Here is an 18,383-nt window from a genome sequence, read left to right on the forward strand (position 1 = left end):
GACAAATGAGTAAGAGGACAAAAATTTCAAGGCGTAAATTTCTTGGTTATTCAGCCATAGCGGGTCTGGCTTCATTGCTGGGACCTTCCGTGCTGACCCCGGCTTTTGCAGCCGGAGGCGAAGAAAACATCATGACCGCCGCCCACTGGGGCGCATTCCGGGCCAAGGTCAAGGACGGCAAATTCATTGAAGCTGTTCCCTTTTCCAAAGACAATCACCCCACTTCTCTGGTTAAAGCCACCCCGGACTATGTTTATTCCCCGACCCGTATCAAATACCCCATGGTCCGTAAGGATTTCCTGAAGAACGGCCATAAGAGCAACACCGCAGAACGCGGCACCGGCGAATTTGTACGTGTAAGCTGGGACAAGGCTCTTGAACTGGTTGCGGGCGAACTGAACCGCGTGAAAAAAGACCACGGCCCAGCGGCCATTTATGCAGGCACCCCCGGCTGGCGTAACCTCGGCAAGCTGCATAACTCCGCATCCGGTCTGCGCAAAGTCATGAACCTTCAGGGCGGCTTCACCAGTTGCGTCGGTGATTACAGCACCGGAGCCTCCCAGATCATCATGGGCTACGTCATGGGTAACATGGAAGTGTACTCCCAGCAGAGCTCATGGCCGACCATCATCGAGCACTCCGACACCATCATCCTCTGGGGTGCTGATCCGCTGACCACCCTGCGCATGGGCTGGTCCATCCCTGATCACGAAGGACAGGACTGGATCGCCAAGCTCAAGGCGGCAGGTAAACGCATCATCGCCATCGATCCCATGAAATCCGACAGCATCGAATACCTCGGCGCAGAACATATCACCCCGCGCCCGAACACCGATGTATCCATGATGCTGGCTATGGCCTACGTGCTGATCAAGGAAGAGCTGGCCGATGCGGAATTCCTCGATGAATACACCGTGGGCTACGATAAGGTTAAGGCCTACATCCTCGGCGAAACCGACAAGACTCCCAAAACCCCGGAATGGGCTGAAAAGATTTGCGGCGTCCCCGCTAAAACCATTGCCGACATCGCCCGCGCCAGCGTAAAGAGCCGCACCATGCTCATGTCCGGCTGGTCCATGCAGCGCGCCGACCACGGCGAACAGGCCCACTGGGCACTGGTTACCCTTGCCAGCATGATCGGACAGATCGGCCTCCCCGGCGGCGGCTTCGGTCTGGCTTACCACTACTCCGGTGCGGGTTCCCCCACTGCCAACGCTCCGGGCCTCCCCGGCTTCGGCGCAGGCAAGGCTCCTAAAAATATGCCCCCGGCAATTCCGGTTGCAAGGCTCACCGACTGCCTGCTTGAACCCGGCAAGACCATTGATTTCAACGGCGGCAAGGTCACCTACCCGGAACTGAAACTCATCTACTGGGCCGGCGGAAACCCCTTCCACCACCAGCAGGACCGCAACAAGATGATCAAGGCCTGGAGAAAACCGGAAACCATCATCGTTAATGAAATGTTCTGGACCCCCACCGCAAGATTTGCTGATATCGTCCTGCCTGCTTGTACTTCTTTTGAGCAGAACGATGTTGAGCGCGGTGGCGACTACTCCGCCCGCTACATCATGCCCATGAAGCAAGTCATCAAGCCGCTTTACGAATCCAAGCCCACCTATGAAATCTTCTCCCTGCTGGCTGAGAAACTGGGCCACGGCAAGGCTTTCACCGAAGGCAAAAGCGAAATGGACTGGGTAAAATCCTTCTACAACTCCGCCAAAAAACAGGCTGACGGCAAAAAACTGTCCATGCCTGATTTCGATACCTTCTGGACAGAAAACAAGCAGGTTGAATTCCCGGTTACCGAAGAAGCCAAGCAGTGGACCCGCCATGCGGATTACCGCGAAGAACCGCTCTTCGAACCCCTTGGGACTGCATCCGGTAAGATTGAGCTTTTCTCCAGAGATATTGAAAAAATGGGCTACGATGACTGCCCGCCCCATGCAAGCTGGATTGAACCTATTGAATACCTCGGTTCCCCCAAGGCAAAGCAATATCCTCTGCACCTGCTCAGCCCGCACCCGAAAGACAGGCTGCACTCCCAGATGAATAACGTTAAGTCCCTGCGCGACCAGTACGCCATCAAAGATCGTGAACCTGTACTTATCAGTGCTGCTGACGCCAAAAAACGCGGCATCAAGAACGGCGACATCGTCCGCGTCTTCAACGACCGCGGTGAAGTGCTGGCTGGAGCCAAGGTTTCCGAGCGCATCATGCCCGGTGTTGTGCGTCTGCGTGAAGGCGGCTGGTATGATCCGCTCAATCCCAAAAAAGACGATACCATGTGCAAATACGGTCACGTAAACGTCCTCACCGTGGACAAAGGTTCCTCCAAGCTGGCTCAGGCCACCATCGCCAACTCCGCACTGGTCCAGATTGAAAAATTCAAGGGTAAAGCCCCGGCAGTAACTGTTTTTGACGCCCCCAAAGGAGCATAAAGCCCAAACCTCCTAACTCCATAAAGCCCGAAGCCCCGCAGCATGTGCATGTTGCGGGGCTTTATTTTTACGGAAATAATTTTTACAATGGAGCGAATACTCATTCTGACCAAATAACCATAAATAAGGAAAACCATGCCCCCCGTAGCAGAAATAAAATTCACGGACTACCGTAGTTCAGTCAAAGAAGCACTGGATAAAATTGGAGCGGCTGAAGCCATCGCTGTTGAGAATAGAATTCTGCTCAAGCCCAATCTGGTTAATGCTTCCACTCCTCCGGTGACAACTGACCCTGAGTTCTGCCGCGCAGTAATTGAATATGTGCAGGCAGCAAGCCCGGATGCGGAAATCGTCATCGGCGAGGGGTGCGGGGATTTAAATTATGAGACTGATGAAATTTTCCGACTGCTTGGTTATGAAAAATTGGCAAATGAATACGGCGTAACACTGCTGGACCTGAATCACGCCCCGCTTTGCGAAAAAAAAATGGAAGGGGCCAAGGTGTTCCCGACCATTTTTTTGCCTGAAATAGCCTTCAGCCACAAAATTATTTCCCTGCCCAATTTAAAAGCCCATTCACTGGCCGGTATAACAGGAGCCATCAAGAATATGATGGGTTTTGCGCCCCCGGCCCATTATTCCACCGGAAGCTGGAAAAAATCATTTTTCCACCAGCAGATGCAGCTGTCGGTTAAAGAACTGAACATGTACATCCCGCCATGGCTTTCAGTTATGGACGCCAGCGTGGGGCTGGCTGAATACCACCTCGGCGGCGCGCTTTGCGATCCTGACCCGAAACTGATCCTCGCTAGCTTCGATGCAGTTGACTTGGACCGCAGGGCTGCGGAGATTCTCAGTCTGAACTGGCGGGATATCGGGCACTTAAGATAAGCCTCCGGCGGCCAATCCAGCCCATTCCTCTTTTAAATGAATTTATTAGGTGATATGTCTTTACGCATATCACCTAATTTTTTGAAAAAAGGATTGTTATGAGTAATAAAAAATGGGGAGAGCTGGAAAAAAGCCAGTGGCTGGCCGAAACCTCTCTTGAAAAAAACTACAAGCATGATGTTCTGGACAGAATTTTTGCATTGCCGGATTCATACCGCGCAGAAAAATACGGTCAACTGTCCTACGATCCACAACGATACCCGCTTTACGCACTTCTCTCAGCGAATTGGTCGGCAGAGCTGCCCAGCGCGCTGATTACCGCCGGGGTGCACGGTTATGAAACAGGTGGTATTTATGCAGCCCTCGAATTTCTGGAAACCACAGCCAAAGATTACGCCGGAAAATTCAATCTGGTTGTAGTCCCCTGCGTGAGTCCGTGGGGTTATGAAACCAACAACCGCTGGAATCCATATGCGGTTGACCCCAACAGATCCTTCGCCAATGAAGAAGCTGAGGAATCCGCACTGCTCAAACAATTTGTCTCCACTATTGCAGGCAAAATCGCAGTGCACATTGACCTGCACGAAACAACTGACCGCGACAAAACCGTATTCCGGCCCGCATTGGCGGCACGCGACGGTGTGGAATGCACAAATGGCGATATCCCGCAGGGATTCTATCTGGTGGCGGATGAAGAAAGGCCTGAACTTGATTTCCAGAACGCCATGAACCGTTCGGTAGAGCAAGTCACCCCTATTGCCCCGCTGGATGAAGAGGGAAAGATTCTCGGTGAACCGGCTGTGTCCCATGGAGTGATCCTTTATCCCATGCAAAAACTTGGCTTGAGCGGAATACTAACCGACGCCCCCTACCATTCAACCACGGAAATCTATCCCGACGGGGATTGGATGACCCCGGAATCAAGTATTGCCGGACAGATCGCCGCGATCAGGGGCGGTTTGGATTATGTGCTTGATCAAAAGATTTAAACCCATCTGGACAAATTCTTTCCATAGGCAATCTGAATTGATAAAGAAAATCCCCGAAGCAATACTCCGGGGGATTTTCAGGATTCAATTTCCTGCTCTTTGTCTCTTAGTTCCTGACAATCTGGGCAGAGTCCGAAAAGCAGCATGCGATGATGAGTTAATACATATCCGTTCTCCCGCGCCAGAACTTCCTGCCTGCGCTCAATTCCATCATCCACCACTTCCACCTTCTTCTGACAATTTGTGCAAACAAGGTGGTCATGATGATCATGCCCGTAAGAATGCTCGTAAAGCGCAACCCCGCAACCAAAATCAAGACTTTCGGCAAGCCCGCAATCAACAAGCAATTTCAGGGTTCGGTAAACTGTCGCCTGCCCGACTTCTGGAACAACCTTCTGCACAAGAACCAAAAGATCCTCTGCTGAAAAATGCCCCTCAGTTTCCAGAAATGTTTCTACAATTATCTTACGCTGGGGAGTCATACTCAGCCCGTTCCGTGCCAGATAATCCACAAATATTTTTGCTGCTTCGTTGGTCATGACGAAAATGAAATCCAATTTCATTTAAATGTCAAGGACTAATAAACGCTAAAAATACATCCGTGTTCGTTTTTTATATAGAAGAATATCACTTATAAATTATCTTTTGATCAACAAAATCTATTCTCAAAATGAGAATATTGCGCTAACAGGATTTTCAAGAGGAGAAAAAATGCTGCTTAAATTCCAAGAACAGATTCAATATTACGCGGAAACAATTTCAGCCATTACCGGGCTTGAAGTTGAGGTTGTGGATACAGAGCTCATCCGTATTGCCGGAACCGGGGATTATTCCCAGAACATCGGCAAAAGCATTAAGAGTGCGGGAAACCTGCTGAAAAACACCTTGAAGGGGAGTACTCCGCTCTTCATTGAAAACCCTCGCCAAAACAAGATCTGCAAAGGCTGCCAAACCAAAGCCAACTGCCGCGAACTCTGCTCGGTATGCGCGCCTATTTCGGATGGTGTCACCACATACGGGGCCATGGAAATGATCTGCTTTTCCTCTGACGCCCGCGCGCAGATGCTTGAGCGGCGGGAAATATATATGAATTTCCTCTCCCTACTTTCCAGCAGCATCGCAGTGCGGGTACGTGAACGGCAGGAATTGCAGGACATAACCGACCTGCTGAACATCATGTCCCAAGTGGTAAATACCAATGAAAAAGGAATTCTCATCTACGATGCCAAAGGAAAGGTGGCTTACAAGAACGATCAGGCTGAGGAAATTCTGAGTAAAACAATTCCTTCTCAATTTGAGAATTTCTCTGTCACCCCCACGGGCTTCACCCTCTCGGATTTAAATGAATACACAGTGGAACAAGAAGGCCGCCAGCAGATGATTGTCGGTAAACAAGCTGAAATCGACTCGACAAACAGCCGTTTTTCTTCAGTTTTAGTGTTCGACACCATCCGTTCGGTTGTCTCTAAATCATTGCAAGCCGCCACAGTTACCTTCGACAGCAGTTTAGACAATATCATCGGACAATCACCACATATTCTCCAATTAAAAGAGCAGATAACCGCCACCGGGGATACCAACTCATCAGTTCTCATCAGCGGTGAAAGCGGCACAGGTAAAGAACTTGTGGCCCGTGCCATCCACTCCATCGGGGACAGGTCCGAAGAACCGTTTGTAGCTATCAACTGCGGAGCCATCCCGGACACGCTACTTGAAAGTGAATTATTCGGATACGTTGGCGGAGCATTCACCGGTGCATTGCGCCAAGGTCAGATCGGTAAATTCGAACTTGCCGATGGAGGGGTGCTCTTTCTGGACGAAATATCCTGTATGCCTTTGTACTTACAGGTAAAATTACTGCGGGTTCTTCAAGAAAGAAAGATCACCCGTCTGGGCGGAAACCGGCCCATATCTGTTGATATCCGGGTTATTGCCGCCAGTAACGACAATCTCCACGAACTCATGGCCCAGAACATGTTTCGGGACGACCTTTATTACCGCCTGAACGTAATCCCCATCCAGACCACTCCTTTGCGGGAACGACTCGACGATCTTGATTTACTGGTTAACCATTTTATTTCCAAATACTGCGATTTATTCGGAAAAAACAAGATAAAGCTGCAATCGTCTATTGTCCAGCGCATGCGTAATTATGACTGGCCCGGCAATATTCGCGAGCTGGAAAACGCCATTGAATATCTGGTTAATATGGCAACACCCGAGGGGATCATCAATGAAGCCGGGCTGCACAACGGTTTTCTGCAATCCAAAGATGACTTCCGGCAGGAACAGGTTCAGATTTCGCAAGGACCGGAATGCCCGATAGTTTCCCTTAAAGAACTGGAACAACAAGCTATTTTACGGGCCATAGAATATTACGGCGACACAACCTCCGGTAAGAAAAAAGCGGCCAAATCCCTTGGTATCGGGCTGGCCACCCTTTACCGCAAACTGGGCGATTGACACCCGTAACCATTATTACCTGATTCATCTGCTTCCGCTCCTCTTCTTCCCGCTCGCTTTCAGTGCTATTCTCAAAATGAGAACTTTATCATTTTGAGAATAGCGTTTCAAACACTCCCAGGACGCCCACATTCTCACATCTCGTTGTTTTTAATCACTTTATTACCGTGATAAATTTTTGGCACGCTCTCTGCTTAGGGGGAAACCAATCTGCAAAGATTAAATTTCGAGGAGAAGAGGAGAATACACCTTGTCTAAAGTAAAGATTCAATACAACGGGAGCTTCAAAGCCCCGACAACCGGAGCGGATGTCTCCATGCTCAGCAAAGAGGTTGCTGAAAAAGTGCGGAACTTCCATTCCACTTTTGATGCATATGATCCCACCCCGCTGGCAAAACTCGACAACCTTGCTGACCTTCTAGGGCTCGGTGAAGTGCTGGTCAAGGACGAATCCTACCGTTTCGGCCTGAACGCCTTCAAAGTCCTCGGCGGGTCATACGCTGTCGGGGAATACCTTGCCCGCAAGCTGGGTAAAGACATCACCGAAGTCAGCTGCGACTACCTGAAATCTCAGGAAGTGCGCGACGCTGTAGGCGACATCACCTTTGCCTCCACCACAGACGGTAACCATGGCCGCGGTCTGGCCTGGGCTGCCCAGCAGTTCAACCAGAAAGCGATCATTTACATGCCCAAAGGGTCCGATCCTGTGCGCAGTGAGAACATTAAAGCTCACGGCGCAGAGTGCACCATCTCCGATCTCAATTATGACGACTGCGTTCGCATGGCCTGGGATACCGCTCAGGAGAACGGATGGATCACCGTACAGGACACTGCCTGGGACGGATATACTGAAATCCCCAACCTGATCATGCAGGGCTACACCACCCTCGCCCTTGAAGCTCTCGAGCAGATGCAGGCCGAAGGCGTGGAGCGTCCCACCCATGTAATCCTTCAGGCCGGGGTCGGATGTTTTGCCGGAGCCATGCTCGGATTCTTCATGTCCGCTTTCGGCGAGGATGCCCCTACCTTTATCCTCGTTGAACCTGAAGCAGCAAACTGCTTCTACGTTTCCGCCTGCGCCAACGACGGCACCCCCCACACCGTGGACGGAGACCTCGCAACCCTGATGGCCGGACTCGCATGCGGCGAGCCTAACCTGACCAGCTGGGAAATGCTTCGCGATTATCCTCTGGCTTACGCTTCCTGCTCTGACGATATTGCCGCCAAAGGCATGCGTATTCTGGGAGCACCCATGAAAGGAGACCAGCAGGTTGTATCCGGTGAATCCGGAGCAGCAACCACCGGCTTCCTGCACTGGGTGATGCAGGAAGAAGAAGGACGCGATGCAAGGGAAAAACTTGGACTTAACGCCAGTTCGAAAGTTCTGTGCATCAGCACAGAAGGGGACACCTCCCCCCAGACCTATCGTGATGTGGTCTGGTTCGGACGGGAAAAATTATAGTTCAGAACAACTTTTAAGGAGTATATGATGGAAATTCTCGATTTTGGTTTTACTACTTCCGAATTTGAAGCAAGAACAGCACGCATGCAGAAACTCATGCGTGAGAAAGAACTCGATGCTGTTTTCCTGACCACCGAGCCGAACATCCGCTACTACACCGGTTACTACACCCAGTTCTGGGAAAGCCCGACCCGTCCCTGGTTCCTGGTCATCCCCCTTGAAGGTAAACCTATTGCCGTAATTCCCGGCATCGGTGCCAGCGGCATGCGGGCCACATGGATTGAAGACATCCGCACCTGGTCATCCCCCAACCCCGAAGATGATGGAATTACCCTTGTATCCGATGTCCTCAATTCCCTGCCCAGCCGATTCGGCCGCATTGGTGCGACCCTCGGTTTGCAGTCCTACCTGCGCATGCCCACCGCCGATTACCTGACCATCACCGAAAAGGTCAGCAAGGAATTCGTCGATATTGCTGAAGATATGCACTACCTGCGCAGCATCAAATCCCCTGCTGAAGTTGAAAAAATACGCCGCGCCTGCGCCATCACCAACCACGGCTTTGACATGATCCCCTCTCACGCCAAAGTAGGCCAGACCGAACGCGAAATCTGCACCCAGATGCGCATCAACATGCTTCAGGAAGGTGCCGAGTTCGTAAAATACCTCATCTCCGGTTCCGGTCCCGACGGTTACGATTCCATCATCATGGGTCCCACTTCCCGCGTCATTGAAGAAGGCGATGTGCTGATCATCGATGTAGGAGCAGTGTACGACGGTTACTTCTCCGACTTCGACCGCAACTTCGCATTCGGCCATTGCAGCGATGAGACCAAACGCGCATACGACTGCGTTTACGCAGCAACCGACGCAGGTTTTGCCGCTGCCCGCCCCGGTGCAACCACCACCGACGTTTACAACGCCATGTGGTCCATCATGGAAGCAGGCGGAGCACTCGGCAACGAAGTAGGCCGCCTCGGTCACGGTCTGGGAACCCAGCTCACCGAATGGCCTTCCAACACCGCCACCGACAACACTGTCCTCGAACCGGGCATGGTTATCACACTTGAACCCGGCATGACCTATGCCAAGGGTAAGGATATGGTTCACGAAGAAAACATCGTGATCACCGAAGACGGCGCCCAGTGGCTGACCCGCCGCGCCAGCGAACACATTATCGTCATTGATTAGTCAGGAATAAGAGGGAGATTATTATGTCAAACGGTAACACAGCTGTCGCAGCAAAACCCATGACCGGGACTGAGACCGCAGAACAGGGGACCACACTTAAACAGGGTAAGATGCTCTTCACCAGCACTATGACCTTCATCGTCATGGTTGTCCTTGCAGGACTGCTTTTCCCCGATAAATTGTACGATGTAGGTATCGGAACAATGAACTACCTGACCGAGACTTTCGGTTGGATCTACATGGCAGGCTCTTTCCTCTATGTAATGGTCATGTTCTTCTTCGCCTTCAGTAAATACGGCAACATCCGCTTTGGTGACGATGACTCAAAACCTGAGTTCAGCACCTTCTCTTGGATGGGAATGCTCTTCTCCGCCGGTATGGGTACTGTAATGCTCTACTGGGGGGTTGCAGAACCTGTCTACCACTACATCAATCCGCTGGTGACCACCGGTATCGATCCGATGACCCCGGCCGCAGCCGAATTCGCCATGAAGCAGAGCTTCATCCATCAGGGCATTCAGGCATGGTCCGCCTTCTCCGTAGTCGGCCTGATCCTCGGCTACCTGATGTATCGTAAAAAAGAGAGCGGCCTGATCTCCAACATCCTGCTCCCCTGGGGTCGCGACAAAGCCAACGGCAACCTTGGTAAAATCGTCAACCTGATCTGTGTATTCGGCGCCATCGCAGGTATCTCCACCTCTCTGGGCCAGACCGGACTTTCCCTGAGCGTAAGTTTCTCTTACCTGCTGGGAACCCCGGACTCCACCATGACCAAGCTTCTCGTAGTCGGTACCATCACCGGTATCACCGTACTCTGTACCACCACCGGTCTTGAAAAAGGTATCAAAGTCCTTTCCGACTACAACGCATACCTGCTCATGGGTCTGATCCTGCTGGTAGGTCTTGTCGGACCGACCACCACCATGCTCAACGTATACTTTGATTCCCTCGGTAACTACATGAACGACTTCTTCCGCGACGGCCTCATGCTGCCTACTTTCGCAGCCAAAGAAGAAACTTCATGGATCACTGGCTGGCCGATCTACTACTACGCATGGGCCATTGCCTGGGCACCCTTTGTAGGTCCCTTCATCGCCCGCGTATCCAAAGGCCGCACCGTACGTGAATTCATCCTCGGTTCCATGATCCTGCCCTGCCTCGGAATTTTCCTCTGGGTAGCATTCTTCGGTACCATCGGTATTCAGGCTCCTGTTGAAGCACTCAAGGCGGCAGCAGCCTCCTCCAAGGCGGCAACTTTCATCGTCCTTGAAGGTTTCCCCTTGGGAACTCTTATCTCATGGGGTGTTGTACTGGCTCTGTTCACCTGCTTTATCACTTCCCTGAACAGCTCCACCTTCACCTTAAGCTCCATGAGTCAGGACGGCGCAGCCAACCCCAGCAACAAAATGAAAACCATCTGGACCATCGCTCAGGCAGCCATGGCACTGACCCTCATGCTCGGTAGTAAGACAGGTATTGAACTCCTCCAGAGTATCAGCCTGATCTTCGCCCTGCCGCTCATGTTCGTGCTCTTCCTGTGCATGATCAGCACCATCAAGATGTTCCGCGAGGAATTCGCAGACTAGCAACGTAGGACCTCCACTCCTAGGACATTACCTACTGAGACCCGTTGGCGCGGACAGCACCACTTCCCCCGCGCCAACGGGCAAAATTTCAAAGCAAGAAGAAAGACATATGTTTGATAAAATTGTTGCACGCACCGGACATTACGAACAGGAAATTTACGATTTTGCCAGCGAACTGATTCGCATTGAAAGCCTCTCCGGTCAGGAAGGCGGGGTGGCAAAAGCTGTCCGCGAAAAAATGGAACAGCTCGGATTCGACAAGGTTGAAACAGACGAGATGGGCAATGTCTGCGGCTCCATGGGCAACGGCCCGGCCCTTATCTGTGTTGACGGACACATGGATGTTGTCGGCACCGGTGAGGAAAAGTTATGGTCCCGTCCCTCCCTTTCCGGCGAGCAGGACGATGAGAAGATATACGGGCGCGGCGCAACAGACATGAAATCCGCCATTGCCTCCATGGTTTATGCGGGCAGAGTCATCAAGGACCTCGCTCTCACCGACGGCCTGACCTACATGGTCTGCGCCAGTGTGCAGGAAGAACCCTGCGAAGGTCTAGCCTGGGAATACATGATCGAAGATCTCGGCCTGCGTCCCGACTTTGTCATCCTTGCCGAGCCCAGTGATGACAAAGTTTCACTGGCCCAGAAAGGCCGCATGGAACTGAAAGTTTCCGTTTCCGGCAAAACCGCCCACGCTTCCACCCCGCACATGGGCGACAATGCCATCTACAAAATGGCCCGCATCATTGTTGATCTGGAATCATTGAATTCAAACATGGAAATCGAAGACAGTGAACTTGGCAAGGGTTGCCTTGTTGTTTCCGAAGTGAACTCCCATGCCCCGTCCAGATGTTCCGTCGCTGATTATTGTGAAATATCCATCGACAGACGGCTCACTTGGGGAGAATCAGCCGAGTACGCCATCGACCAGATCAAAAAACTGCCCAGTGTGGCTGAGTCCGGGGCCGAAGTTGAAGCTTACCTCTTTGAAGAACCTTCCTACACCGGGAAAACCTGCTCCAAAGAATGCATCTTCCCGGCATGGAAGCTCAAAAAAGAACATGCTGTGACTGATGCTACCAAGGAAGCCTTCAAGGGACTTTTTAACAAGGAAGCCACCCTGACCACATGGCCCTTTTCAACCAACGGCGTAGCCATCATGGGCAAAAACGATATCCCGGTTATCGGCTACGGACCGGGCACCCTTGATGCCTGCCATGTTCCCAACGAATATGTAAGTAAAAAACAGGTTCTTGATGCGGCTATGATGTACGCGGCAATTCCTGTAATATATACCGACAAGAAATAATCCTAAGGAGATTAATACAATGAAAACACAGATCAAAACCACCAATGCTCCCGGAGCAGTAGGCCCTTATTCTCAGGCAATCAAAGCCGGCAACACCCTTTATGTTTCCGGTCAGCTGCCCATCAACCCCGAAACCGGCAAAATGTGCGAAGGTTCCATTGAAGAGTGCACTCGTCAGGCTCTTGAGAACCTCAAAGCAATCGTAACCGAAGCAGGCGGAACTCTGGATAACGTTGTAAAAACCACCGTATTCATGGCTGACCTCGCTGACTTCGTACCCGCAAACGGCGTATACGCTGAATACTTTGCCGAACCTTTCCCCGCACGCAGCGCATTTCAGGTTGCCGCTCTGCCCCTTGGCGGTCGCATTGAAATCGAAGCAATAGTTGTTCTGGATTAATTAAATTCCGGAAGGCGTAATAAAGCCCCGAAGTGCAACGGTTGCATTTCGGGGCTTTTTTTTAAACGAGCGCAGCTTACTTCATAACTGCTGATCTTGCTTTTGCGTATTCCAGTAAAAGGACCTATGCGCCTGCCAAAACGTGTTCCTTGGTGACGAAGCAGGTAAAAGTCCCGCTAAAAACAACGTCCCCGTTACAGGACACATCCACCTTGATGATATGTTTGCGACCATCATTCTCCTGCTCATGGGCTTTGGCGATTAGGACATCACCAACCTGCGAGGGCTTCAAAAAACGGCTCTCTGCGCCAGCCAGAACAACATTAGGATGATTGACGGACAGCATTGCCGCATAATCGGCCATACCGAAAATAAACCCGCCATGGACCAGCCCGCTGCCATCGGCTGCCATATTCCCGGTACAGGTAAGGCGGACCTCGCTGCTTCCTTCAGCAACAGAAACAGGCTCACCGCAAAGGGATTGATCTATATTTTCGTGTGTATTGATATTCATAACTTTCCCCATTCAGTTATCCTTTCGACAATGTGAAAAAGCCGGGAGTTAATGCAAAATCCCAATATAAGCAAATTTCGGCCATTCACCAGCGAAGTTCCTCCTGAACACAGAAGCCCCATCATCAATCAAGAAAATTAATCACTGCCCCGATTTTGAAACCACAATATCAAGACCCTGCGGGGTGCGGATCAATTGCGGTGACGGCCCTTTTTCAGCTGCCGGATCTCGGAAATTAAAGACCAGCCGCAGACGATCTGTATGCCTGCCCAGCACGACCTGTCCCACGAACCCTGAGATGAAATCAGTTTTCCTCGGCACGGAATAACGCCACTTGCCACGCAAATCCACCACCAGCTTGGAAGGCTTATCCAGCCAGAAATACGTTACCCTGCCCACCTTGCTGGATGTCTGCAAACGAGCCAGAAACTCATTTTCGGTATGGGTAAATTCAAGGCTGTCCAGCATGCCTATGCCTCCAGCCGCTTCTTTAGATACGGGAACAGTGCGATTAGCGGCAAGATCCTGCTGGATTTCCCTTTTGATAGGGTCAGAGGCATTGGAATCGGCTGTTTTATTGCCTTCAAACAACTGTTCTGTTTCGCGCTCCACCTTGCGCACTTCATGCACAACTTCCCGGCGAACAGAGGTCACTTCTTCCTTGGCGGCCTGCACAAATGTCTGCGAACCGTTCACAACTGCGGGAGTTCCATTACCCGCCATACGGGTATAAATGCTGAAATCCCGAATGAACGTATCAAAATCCCCCCATACGGAAAGGACAAAAAGACCGGACACCGCTCCAAGCCAGATCAGGAAGAGCAGGATGTAGAATCTTCTGTAAAAAACAGTCAGCACATCCGCCTCCTTAATGCTGCCAGCAGTCGGTTATAAAATTAGGCAGGTTCAAGGGCTTGATATTCAGCACTTCAATGACCGGAGCGGCCCCGCTGAAATTGTAGCCGACCTTAACGCTGCTTACGCCAAGCCCCTCAAGACCTTTACCCTGTTCTGGAAAATCCTTGGAAGTAAAACTAACTTCGCCGTTGCGGAACTCGGACAGGAATTTGGCAAACCCCAACTTGCCTTCGTACGTTTTGACCAGATCAAGCCCCGGAAAGCGGATGGTCAGGGTTGTTGTACCGCACTGGTCCGGTTTCCATTTAAAAACCATTTTTTCGGAATAGTTGTAGTTTACAAGTTCCTGTTTTCCGGTGCCGCACTCAAGGGAAAGGACAGTGGCATACGGCTCTTCCGTGGCATTGCTGTTTACGGAAGTGGGAATTGTGGAAAGACTGACCTTGTATTCCGGCTGAATTTCCTGCGCTCCCTGTTCCCCGTCATTAAGAAAAACAAAGAACTCTTCCCGGAACGGAAAAGGAATACCCAGCCATTTACGGCTCTGCCAGCCTTTTACACCACGACTCAGAAAAGGCGCGGCACTGCCGGACGTGAACTTACCCACAATACCGCTCTTGCCGAACAGGGTAGCCCGCAATTTTTCCGGGGGAACATGGGAAGTTTCAGCCATCACCTTCCCTTCCCAAAGCTTCTGTAATTCACAGGAAGCTTCCATGGTGATCACATAAACCATGAACTCAAGGGGTCCGGCCACAAGATTCCAAAAGACATGCGTGCCCTTGCCCCCCCCGCGCATACGGGTCCGCAGAGCAGCCATGGCTCTTGTGGCTCCATCCACGGGATTTTTCTTGACCGCACCTTCACCGGACTTACTTTCAGTTCCGCCCCCCCCGGAAGTGTGACCGGTAGCCGGATAGAGAGCAGCCGCGCTCTTGAAAGCTGTTTCCTGACTGGTGGTAAAACCGGCCATATCGTTCAGCACCTGCATGTACTCATTGAGCTGTTTGGCTCCTTCGATACGTTCCTCTATATCCTCAGCCATTTTGCCGCCCAGATCGGCCATTATTTTACGCAGGGATTCCTCGGCCTTCTGGGAAGATTCCTCTACCCCTTTGGCTTTGATGGCCTTGTACTGGGTCAGGACAATATTAAAACCAAAAAGATCATCAACCCATTGCGGAGGTGTTTCTAATCCTTTGATGGATGAGAATTCCTCCTTCATCCTGACAATCAGCTTAAAATAAGGGTTGTCAGGATTGGCCATGGAATGAGCCATGTTGCTGTAGTCGTCCTTGGTCAGCAGCTGCCTCTCACCTTCGGTAAAATGCTCGGAAAATGTGTACCATGTCCTGTAAAATTGTCCGGCATACCAGCTCCAGAAATCCTTTTCACGCTGTGCGAAGCTGGAATTATCCGGCATGGCCCGGCGCAATTCAGCAAGAAAATCCTCAAGCATCTTACGCCCGATGGTTGTGTAAGCGGGGGAAACATTAACCTCATTTTCAAAATGCAGACGCGGCCCGCCCCAGAAATCACGCAGGGTAACCGACTGAACCTCGGGGTTGGCATCGACCCAATCCACCAGCCACTTAAAATCCGAACCTTTGAGGCTGAAGACCTTACCCAGCCGGGCCTGCAAAAGCAGCCGCTGTTCATTTAAGGCTTCAGCATTATCATCCCAATCCAGATAAGAGCTATAGGTCCGGGCGTAGTATTTCATCAGATCCGGGTCAAAACCCTTTACAGCCACAGACAAAGCCTGCCCCGAAGGAAGTTCGTAAGGGGCAAGGGGTTTTGACCCCCCGCCTTCCAGACGGTTATCAAGCAGGTCGATACGCCAGCCGAGCAACTTCACAAAATCACTGATTACCTGCTCCGAGGAGCCTGCATGCAATCCCTCTATCGTTTGGGTTAATTTCTCATCCACGGGCTTAAGCAGCACGGATTCAAATTTTTCCACATAAAGCTGTTGGGCTTTTTTCTCAGCCTCAAGGCTCACATCAAGGCCCATGCGCGGAACCCACCAATTAGTGTTAAGCTTTTGAAGATGTAGAATCTTTTGGCGAAAACCTTCCATTTCCACAATGCGTTCATCAATCTTTTCAGAGAATTCAGGCGGTTTGGGAAACGCGGTAAACAGGTCATCCAGAGCGCGACGGTTGCCTAAGAAAGACATGCTGAACAAACCGCAGACAAAGAAAAGCAACAACAACCAGACAAACATACCCAGATTGCGGGTCAACAGCTTCCATTTCAAAAATTCAATAATGGGAGTGAACAGATTGCGGTCACGGGTCAGCACCTTTGAAAAAAAATCGTGCAGAAACAAACCCTGCCGCGTGCCCGGCAGTTTTGTCTGCACATTCTGCAAGGAGGGAAGACTATCCAGAAAAGCGGAACTCTGTTCCCCGCTCTGCTCACCGCTGGAAAAATAAATACCCCGGAACAAGGGTTGTTCCTGATAAGGATTTTCTTCAAAAACCCCATCTGCAAAAGCCCGGATACGCGGACGCAAACGGTCCAGTTCATCGGCAAAAAGCAGAAATGCGGGATCAAAACGATTCTCGCGGTCCAGCAGGGTCACCCGCAAATCACGAAGCCGTTCAATTACCCCGGAAACTGCGCTGTCCACGAATTCTTCAGGATTAGAAACCACTGACTCATTGACCATACCCATGGCCTGTGACCTAGCCTCGGCAGGCAGGACCTCGGCCAGCCCTTTGAGTCCGAAAACCAGATCCATCTTGGTCAGCAGCACGTAGACAGGAAAACGCACCCCCAGCACACGCATGAGTTCATTGATTCGCTTACGCAAACTGCGCCCGTACTCTTGCAGACCGTCCTCATCACCGGATTGCAGACGATCGGCAGGGAGAGTGATAATCAAGCCATTGAGCGGCTCACGCTTGCGGTACTTAACCAGCAGGGTCAGAAATTTTTCCCACTCTTCCTTGTCCCGCGATTCATCAAGAGGGATGGCGTAACGGCCTGCGGTATCGAGGATGACTGCTTCCTCAAAGAACCACCAATCACAATTGCGGGTGGCTGAAACGCCGGGAGTGGGGCCCACATCGGAAAGGATAGAAGTCAATCTGCTGCTGGCTACGGCAGTACTCTTGCCTGAATCAGATTCCCCGAAAACCATATACCACGGCAGGGCGTAAAGGGGATTACCGTGCCTGCGAAGCTCCGAATTCTGAAGCAGGTGAACCGCTTCCATCCAGCGGGTCTGCAATTCCTGTAATCTGGAACGCTCATGCAACGGAGCAGCGGCAATGGCGGAATCATCCTGATCCACAATGCGTTTGACAAATTTTTTCTCCCGCCTGCGCAGCATCCATTTACGGATAAAAAGAACAGCGGCAATCAACCCGATCAATCCACCAAAAAGACAGGCCCCGGCCCACCAAGGCCAGCCCATATAATTTACAAGGGCGTAGGACCCCACTGCCGCCAGCACAAAAAGCAGCACCAGCAGGACAATCTTGAGCAGATTGAGTAGAAATTTCTTCATGCTTTCGCCTTGTCACTCCTTAAAGAATCACCCGAACCAAAGTTTCAGGCTGTGCTCAAGCAGAACCTTGTACGCCAGATACATCCCCCCCGTGACCAACACAGGCAGGAGAAAGAAAACCAGAGAAACCGGATCGAAAACCCGCCCGTAACAACACTTGCGCGGCGCGGACTCCCCTGTTCCGTAAGATTGCGGAAAAGCTGGTCCGCCGTCTGCCGTATCGCTTCCGGGTATACGGGCTACGCATTCCCGACGCAGTTCTTCAAGCCGGCTTTCCCCGGACTCACTGAAATACTTCCCGGTATAACCGAGCGAGAGACAAAGGGCATAGACTTCCAGAACTTCGACGAGTCCATTTCCGTTAGCATTTGCAGGGTCTTCACCTTCTTTTTCCATATCCGCAAAAAGACTTTGATCCACCGGACCGTTATTACGGTTAAACAACTTATCCAGACGCTCAAAAAACTCTTCGCCCGCATTGGCTGTTCCATAAAATTCCCGCTGCAAAGGATGCTTAAGCCATTCACGCACTCCTTCCCACTTTGAAACAAGCACAGCCTCGTCCGCCCATGCAAAAACCGCAAACCGGGCATCATCGTAAAGCCCTGCGGGAATATCCAGCAGATCACTACGGTCATCCATGCGGCTGATCAGGCCCCTAACATCATCACGCACCTGCCCGTACTCCACCCCGACCATTTCCGGTGATCCGGTCAGGAGCCTGATGTAGGTAAAGAGTTCGAGGAAGCAATCGGAGAGGTGCAT

At 51.4% G+C, this 18,383-nt stretch carries 14 protein-coding genes; 9 read left to right on the forward strand and 5 right to left on the reverse strand.

The genetic code is table 11. The features are described 5' to 3' along the window. Positions 1 to 5 precede the first annotated feature (5 nt). The 3 genes from torA to FMS18_RS11530 all read left to right on the forward strand — a co-directional run bounded on the left by torA (position 6) and on the right by FMS18_RS11530 (position 4,318). Entirely contained in the window at positions 6 to 2,438 is a 2,433-nt protein-coding gene (torA, locus tag FMS18_RS11520; protein ID WP_163294642.1) for a trimethylamine-N-oxide reductase TorA, read from the forward strand. 135 nt (positions 2,439 to 2,573) lie between these two features. Then, positions 2,574 to 3,329, forward strand: coding sequence for a DUF362 domain-containing protein (locus FMS18_RS11525; protein WP_163294644.1), 756 nt, complete (start codon positions 2,574 to 2,576; stop codon positions 3,327 to 3,329). 98 nt (positions 3,330 to 3,427) lie between these two features. Next, positions 3,428 to 4,318, forward strand: a complete 891-nt coding sequence (locus tag FMS18_RS11530; RefSeq protein WP_163294646.1) for a M14 family metallocarboxypeptidase — start codon at positions 3,428 to 3,430, stop codon at positions 4,316 to 4,318. 77 nt (positions 4,319 to 4,395) lie between these two features. Here the strand turns inward: FMS18_RS11530 and FMS18_RS11535 are convergent, their stop codons facing one another. Further along, positions 4,396 to 4,881 (reverse strand): Fur family transcriptional regulator, encoded by a 486-nt coding sequence (locus tag FMS18_RS11535; protein ID WP_163294648.1) that lies wholly within the window; start codon positions 4,879 to 4,881, stop codon positions 4,396 to 4,398. A gap of 148 nt (positions 4,882 to 5,029) precedes the next feature. On the opposite strand from FMS18_RS11535, the gene FMS18_RS11540 reads away from it, so the two are divergent. The 6 genes from FMS18_RS11540 (at position 5,030) to FMS18_RS11565 (ending at position 12,729) form a co-directional block, all read left to right on the forward strand. After that, positions 5,030 to 6,781 (forward strand): sigma-54-dependent Fis family transcriptional regulator, encoded by a 1,752-nt coding sequence (locus tag FMS18_RS11540; protein ID WP_163294650.1) that lies wholly within the window; start codon positions 5,030 to 5,032, stop codon positions 6,779 to 6,781. Positions 6,782 to 7,031: 250 nt separating this feature from the next. Beyond that, on the forward strand, positions 7,032 to 8,243 hold the full coding sequence (gene dpaL / locus FMS18_RS11545; protein WP_163294652.1) for a diaminopropionate ammonia-lyase: 1,212 nt from the start codon (positions 7,032 to 7,034) through the stop codon (positions 8,241 to 8,243). A gap of 27 nt (positions 8,244 to 8,270) precedes the next feature. Beyond that, positions 8,271 to 9,434 carry a Xaa-Pro peptidase family protein gene (locus FMS18_RS11550; protein ID WP_203544614.1) on the forward strand — a complete coding sequence of 388 codons (1,164 nt, stop codon included), beginning with the start codon at positions 8,271 to 8,273 and terminating at the stop codon, positions 9,432 to 9,434. A gap of 23 nt (positions 9,435 to 9,457) precedes the next feature. Further along, positions 9,458 to 11,020, forward strand: coding sequence for a BCCT family transporter (locus tag FMS18_RS11555; RefSeq protein WP_203544615.1), 1,563 nt, complete (start codon positions 9,458 to 9,460; stop codon positions 11,018 to 11,020). A gap of 109 nt (positions 11,021 to 11,129) precedes the next feature. After that, a complete protein-coding gene (locus FMS18_RS11560; protein ID WP_163294657.1) occupies positions 11,130 to 12,329 on the forward strand; it encodes a YgeY family selenium metabolism-linked hydrolase in 1,200 nt (399 codons plus the stop codon). A 19-nt stretch (positions 12,330 to 12,348) separates the two neighbouring features. Then, positions 12,349 to 12,729: a RidA family protein gene (locus FMS18_RS11565; protein WP_163294659.1), complete on the forward strand. Its 381-nt coding sequence runs from the start codon at positions 12,349 to 12,351 to the stop codon at positions 12,727 to 12,729. A gap of 124 nt (positions 12,730 to 12,853) precedes the next feature. Here FMS18_RS11565 and FMS18_RS11570 read toward each other — a convergent pair whose 3' ends face one another. The 4 genes from FMS18_RS11570 to FMS18_RS11585 form a co-directional block, all read right to left on the reverse strand. Beyond that, positions 12,854 to 13,243 carry a PaaI family thioesterase gene (locus FMS18_RS11570; protein ID WP_163294661.1) on the reverse strand — a complete coding sequence of 130 codons (390 nt, stop codon included), beginning with the start codon at positions 13,241 to 13,243 and terminating at the stop codon, positions 12,854 to 12,856. Between the two features lie 141 nt (positions 13,244 to 13,384). Continuing rightward, entirely contained in the window at positions 13,385 to 14,101 is a 717-nt protein-coding gene (locus FMS18_RS11575) for an AMIN domain-containing protein (protein ID WP_163294663.1), read from the reverse strand. A gap of 10 nt (positions 14,102 to 14,111) precedes the next feature. Further along, positions 14,112 to 17,618: a type VI secretion protein IcmF/TssM N-terminal domain-containing protein gene (locus tag FMS18_RS11580; protein ID WP_163294665.1), complete on the reverse strand. Its 3,507-nt coding sequence runs from the start codon at positions 17,616 to 17,618 to the stop codon at positions 14,112 to 14,114. Positions 17,619 to 17,645: 27 nt separating this feature from the next. Then, the gene (locus tag FMS18_RS11585; protein ID WP_163294667.1) at positions 17,646 to 18,383 is read right to left on the reverse strand and encodes a DotU family type IV/VI secretion system protein; all 738 of its coding nucleotides are present in this window, start codon (positions 18,381 to 18,383) and stop codon (positions 17,646 to 17,648) included.

It is taken from the genome of Desulfovibrio sp. JC022 (assembly GCF_010470665.1).
Lineage (GTDB): Bacteria > Desulfobacterota > Desulfovibrionia > Desulfovibrionales > Desulfovibrionaceae > Maridesulfovibrio.

Coding starts and splice junctions, on each gene's coding strand:
- FMS18_RS11555 (WP_203544615.1), top strand. CDS start 9,458: ATGTCAAACGGTAACACAGCTGTCGCAGCAAAACCCATGACCGGGACT.
- FMS18_RS11535 (WP_163294648.1), bottom strand. CDS start 4,881: ATGAAATTGGATTTCATTTTCGTCATGACCAACGAAGCAGCAAAAATA.
- FMS18_RS11565 (WP_163294659.1), top strand. CDS start 12,349: ATGAAAACACAGATCAAAACCACCAATGCTCCCGGAGCAGTAGGCCCT.
- FMS18_RS11540 (WP_163294650.1), top strand. CDS start 5,030: ATGCTGCTTAAATTCCAAGAACAGATTCAATATTACGCGGAAACAATT.
- FMS18_RS11570 (WP_163294661.1), bottom strand. CDS start 13,243: ATGAATATCAATACACACGAAAATATAGATCAATCCCTTTGCGGTGAG.
- FMS18_RS11585 (WP_163294667.1), bottom strand. CDS start 18,383: ATGCACCTCTCCGATTGCTTCCTCGAACTCTTTACCTACATCAGGCTC.
- FMS18_RS11530 (WP_163294646.1), top strand. CDS start 3,428: ATGAGTAATAAAAAATGGGGAGAGCTGGAAAAAAGCCAGTGGCTGGCC.
- FMS18_RS11550 (WP_203544614.1), top strand. CDS start 8,271: ATGGAAATTCTCGATTTTGGTTTTACTACTTCCGAATTTGAAGCAAGA.
- FMS18_RS11580 (WP_163294665.1), bottom strand. CDS start 17,618: ATGAAGAAATTTCTACTCAATCTGCTCAAGATTGTCCTGCTGGTGCTG.
- FMS18_RS11560 (WP_163294657.1), top strand. CDS start 11,130: ATGTTTGATAAAATTGTTGCACGCACCGGACATTACGAACAGGAAATT.
- FMS18_RS11525 (WP_163294644.1), top strand. CDS start 2,574: ATGCCCCCCGTAGCAGAAATAAAATTCACGGACTACCGTAGTTCAGTC.
- torA (WP_163294642.1), top strand. CDS start 6: ATGAGTAAGAGGACAAAAATTTCAAGGCGTAAATTTCTTGGTTATTCA.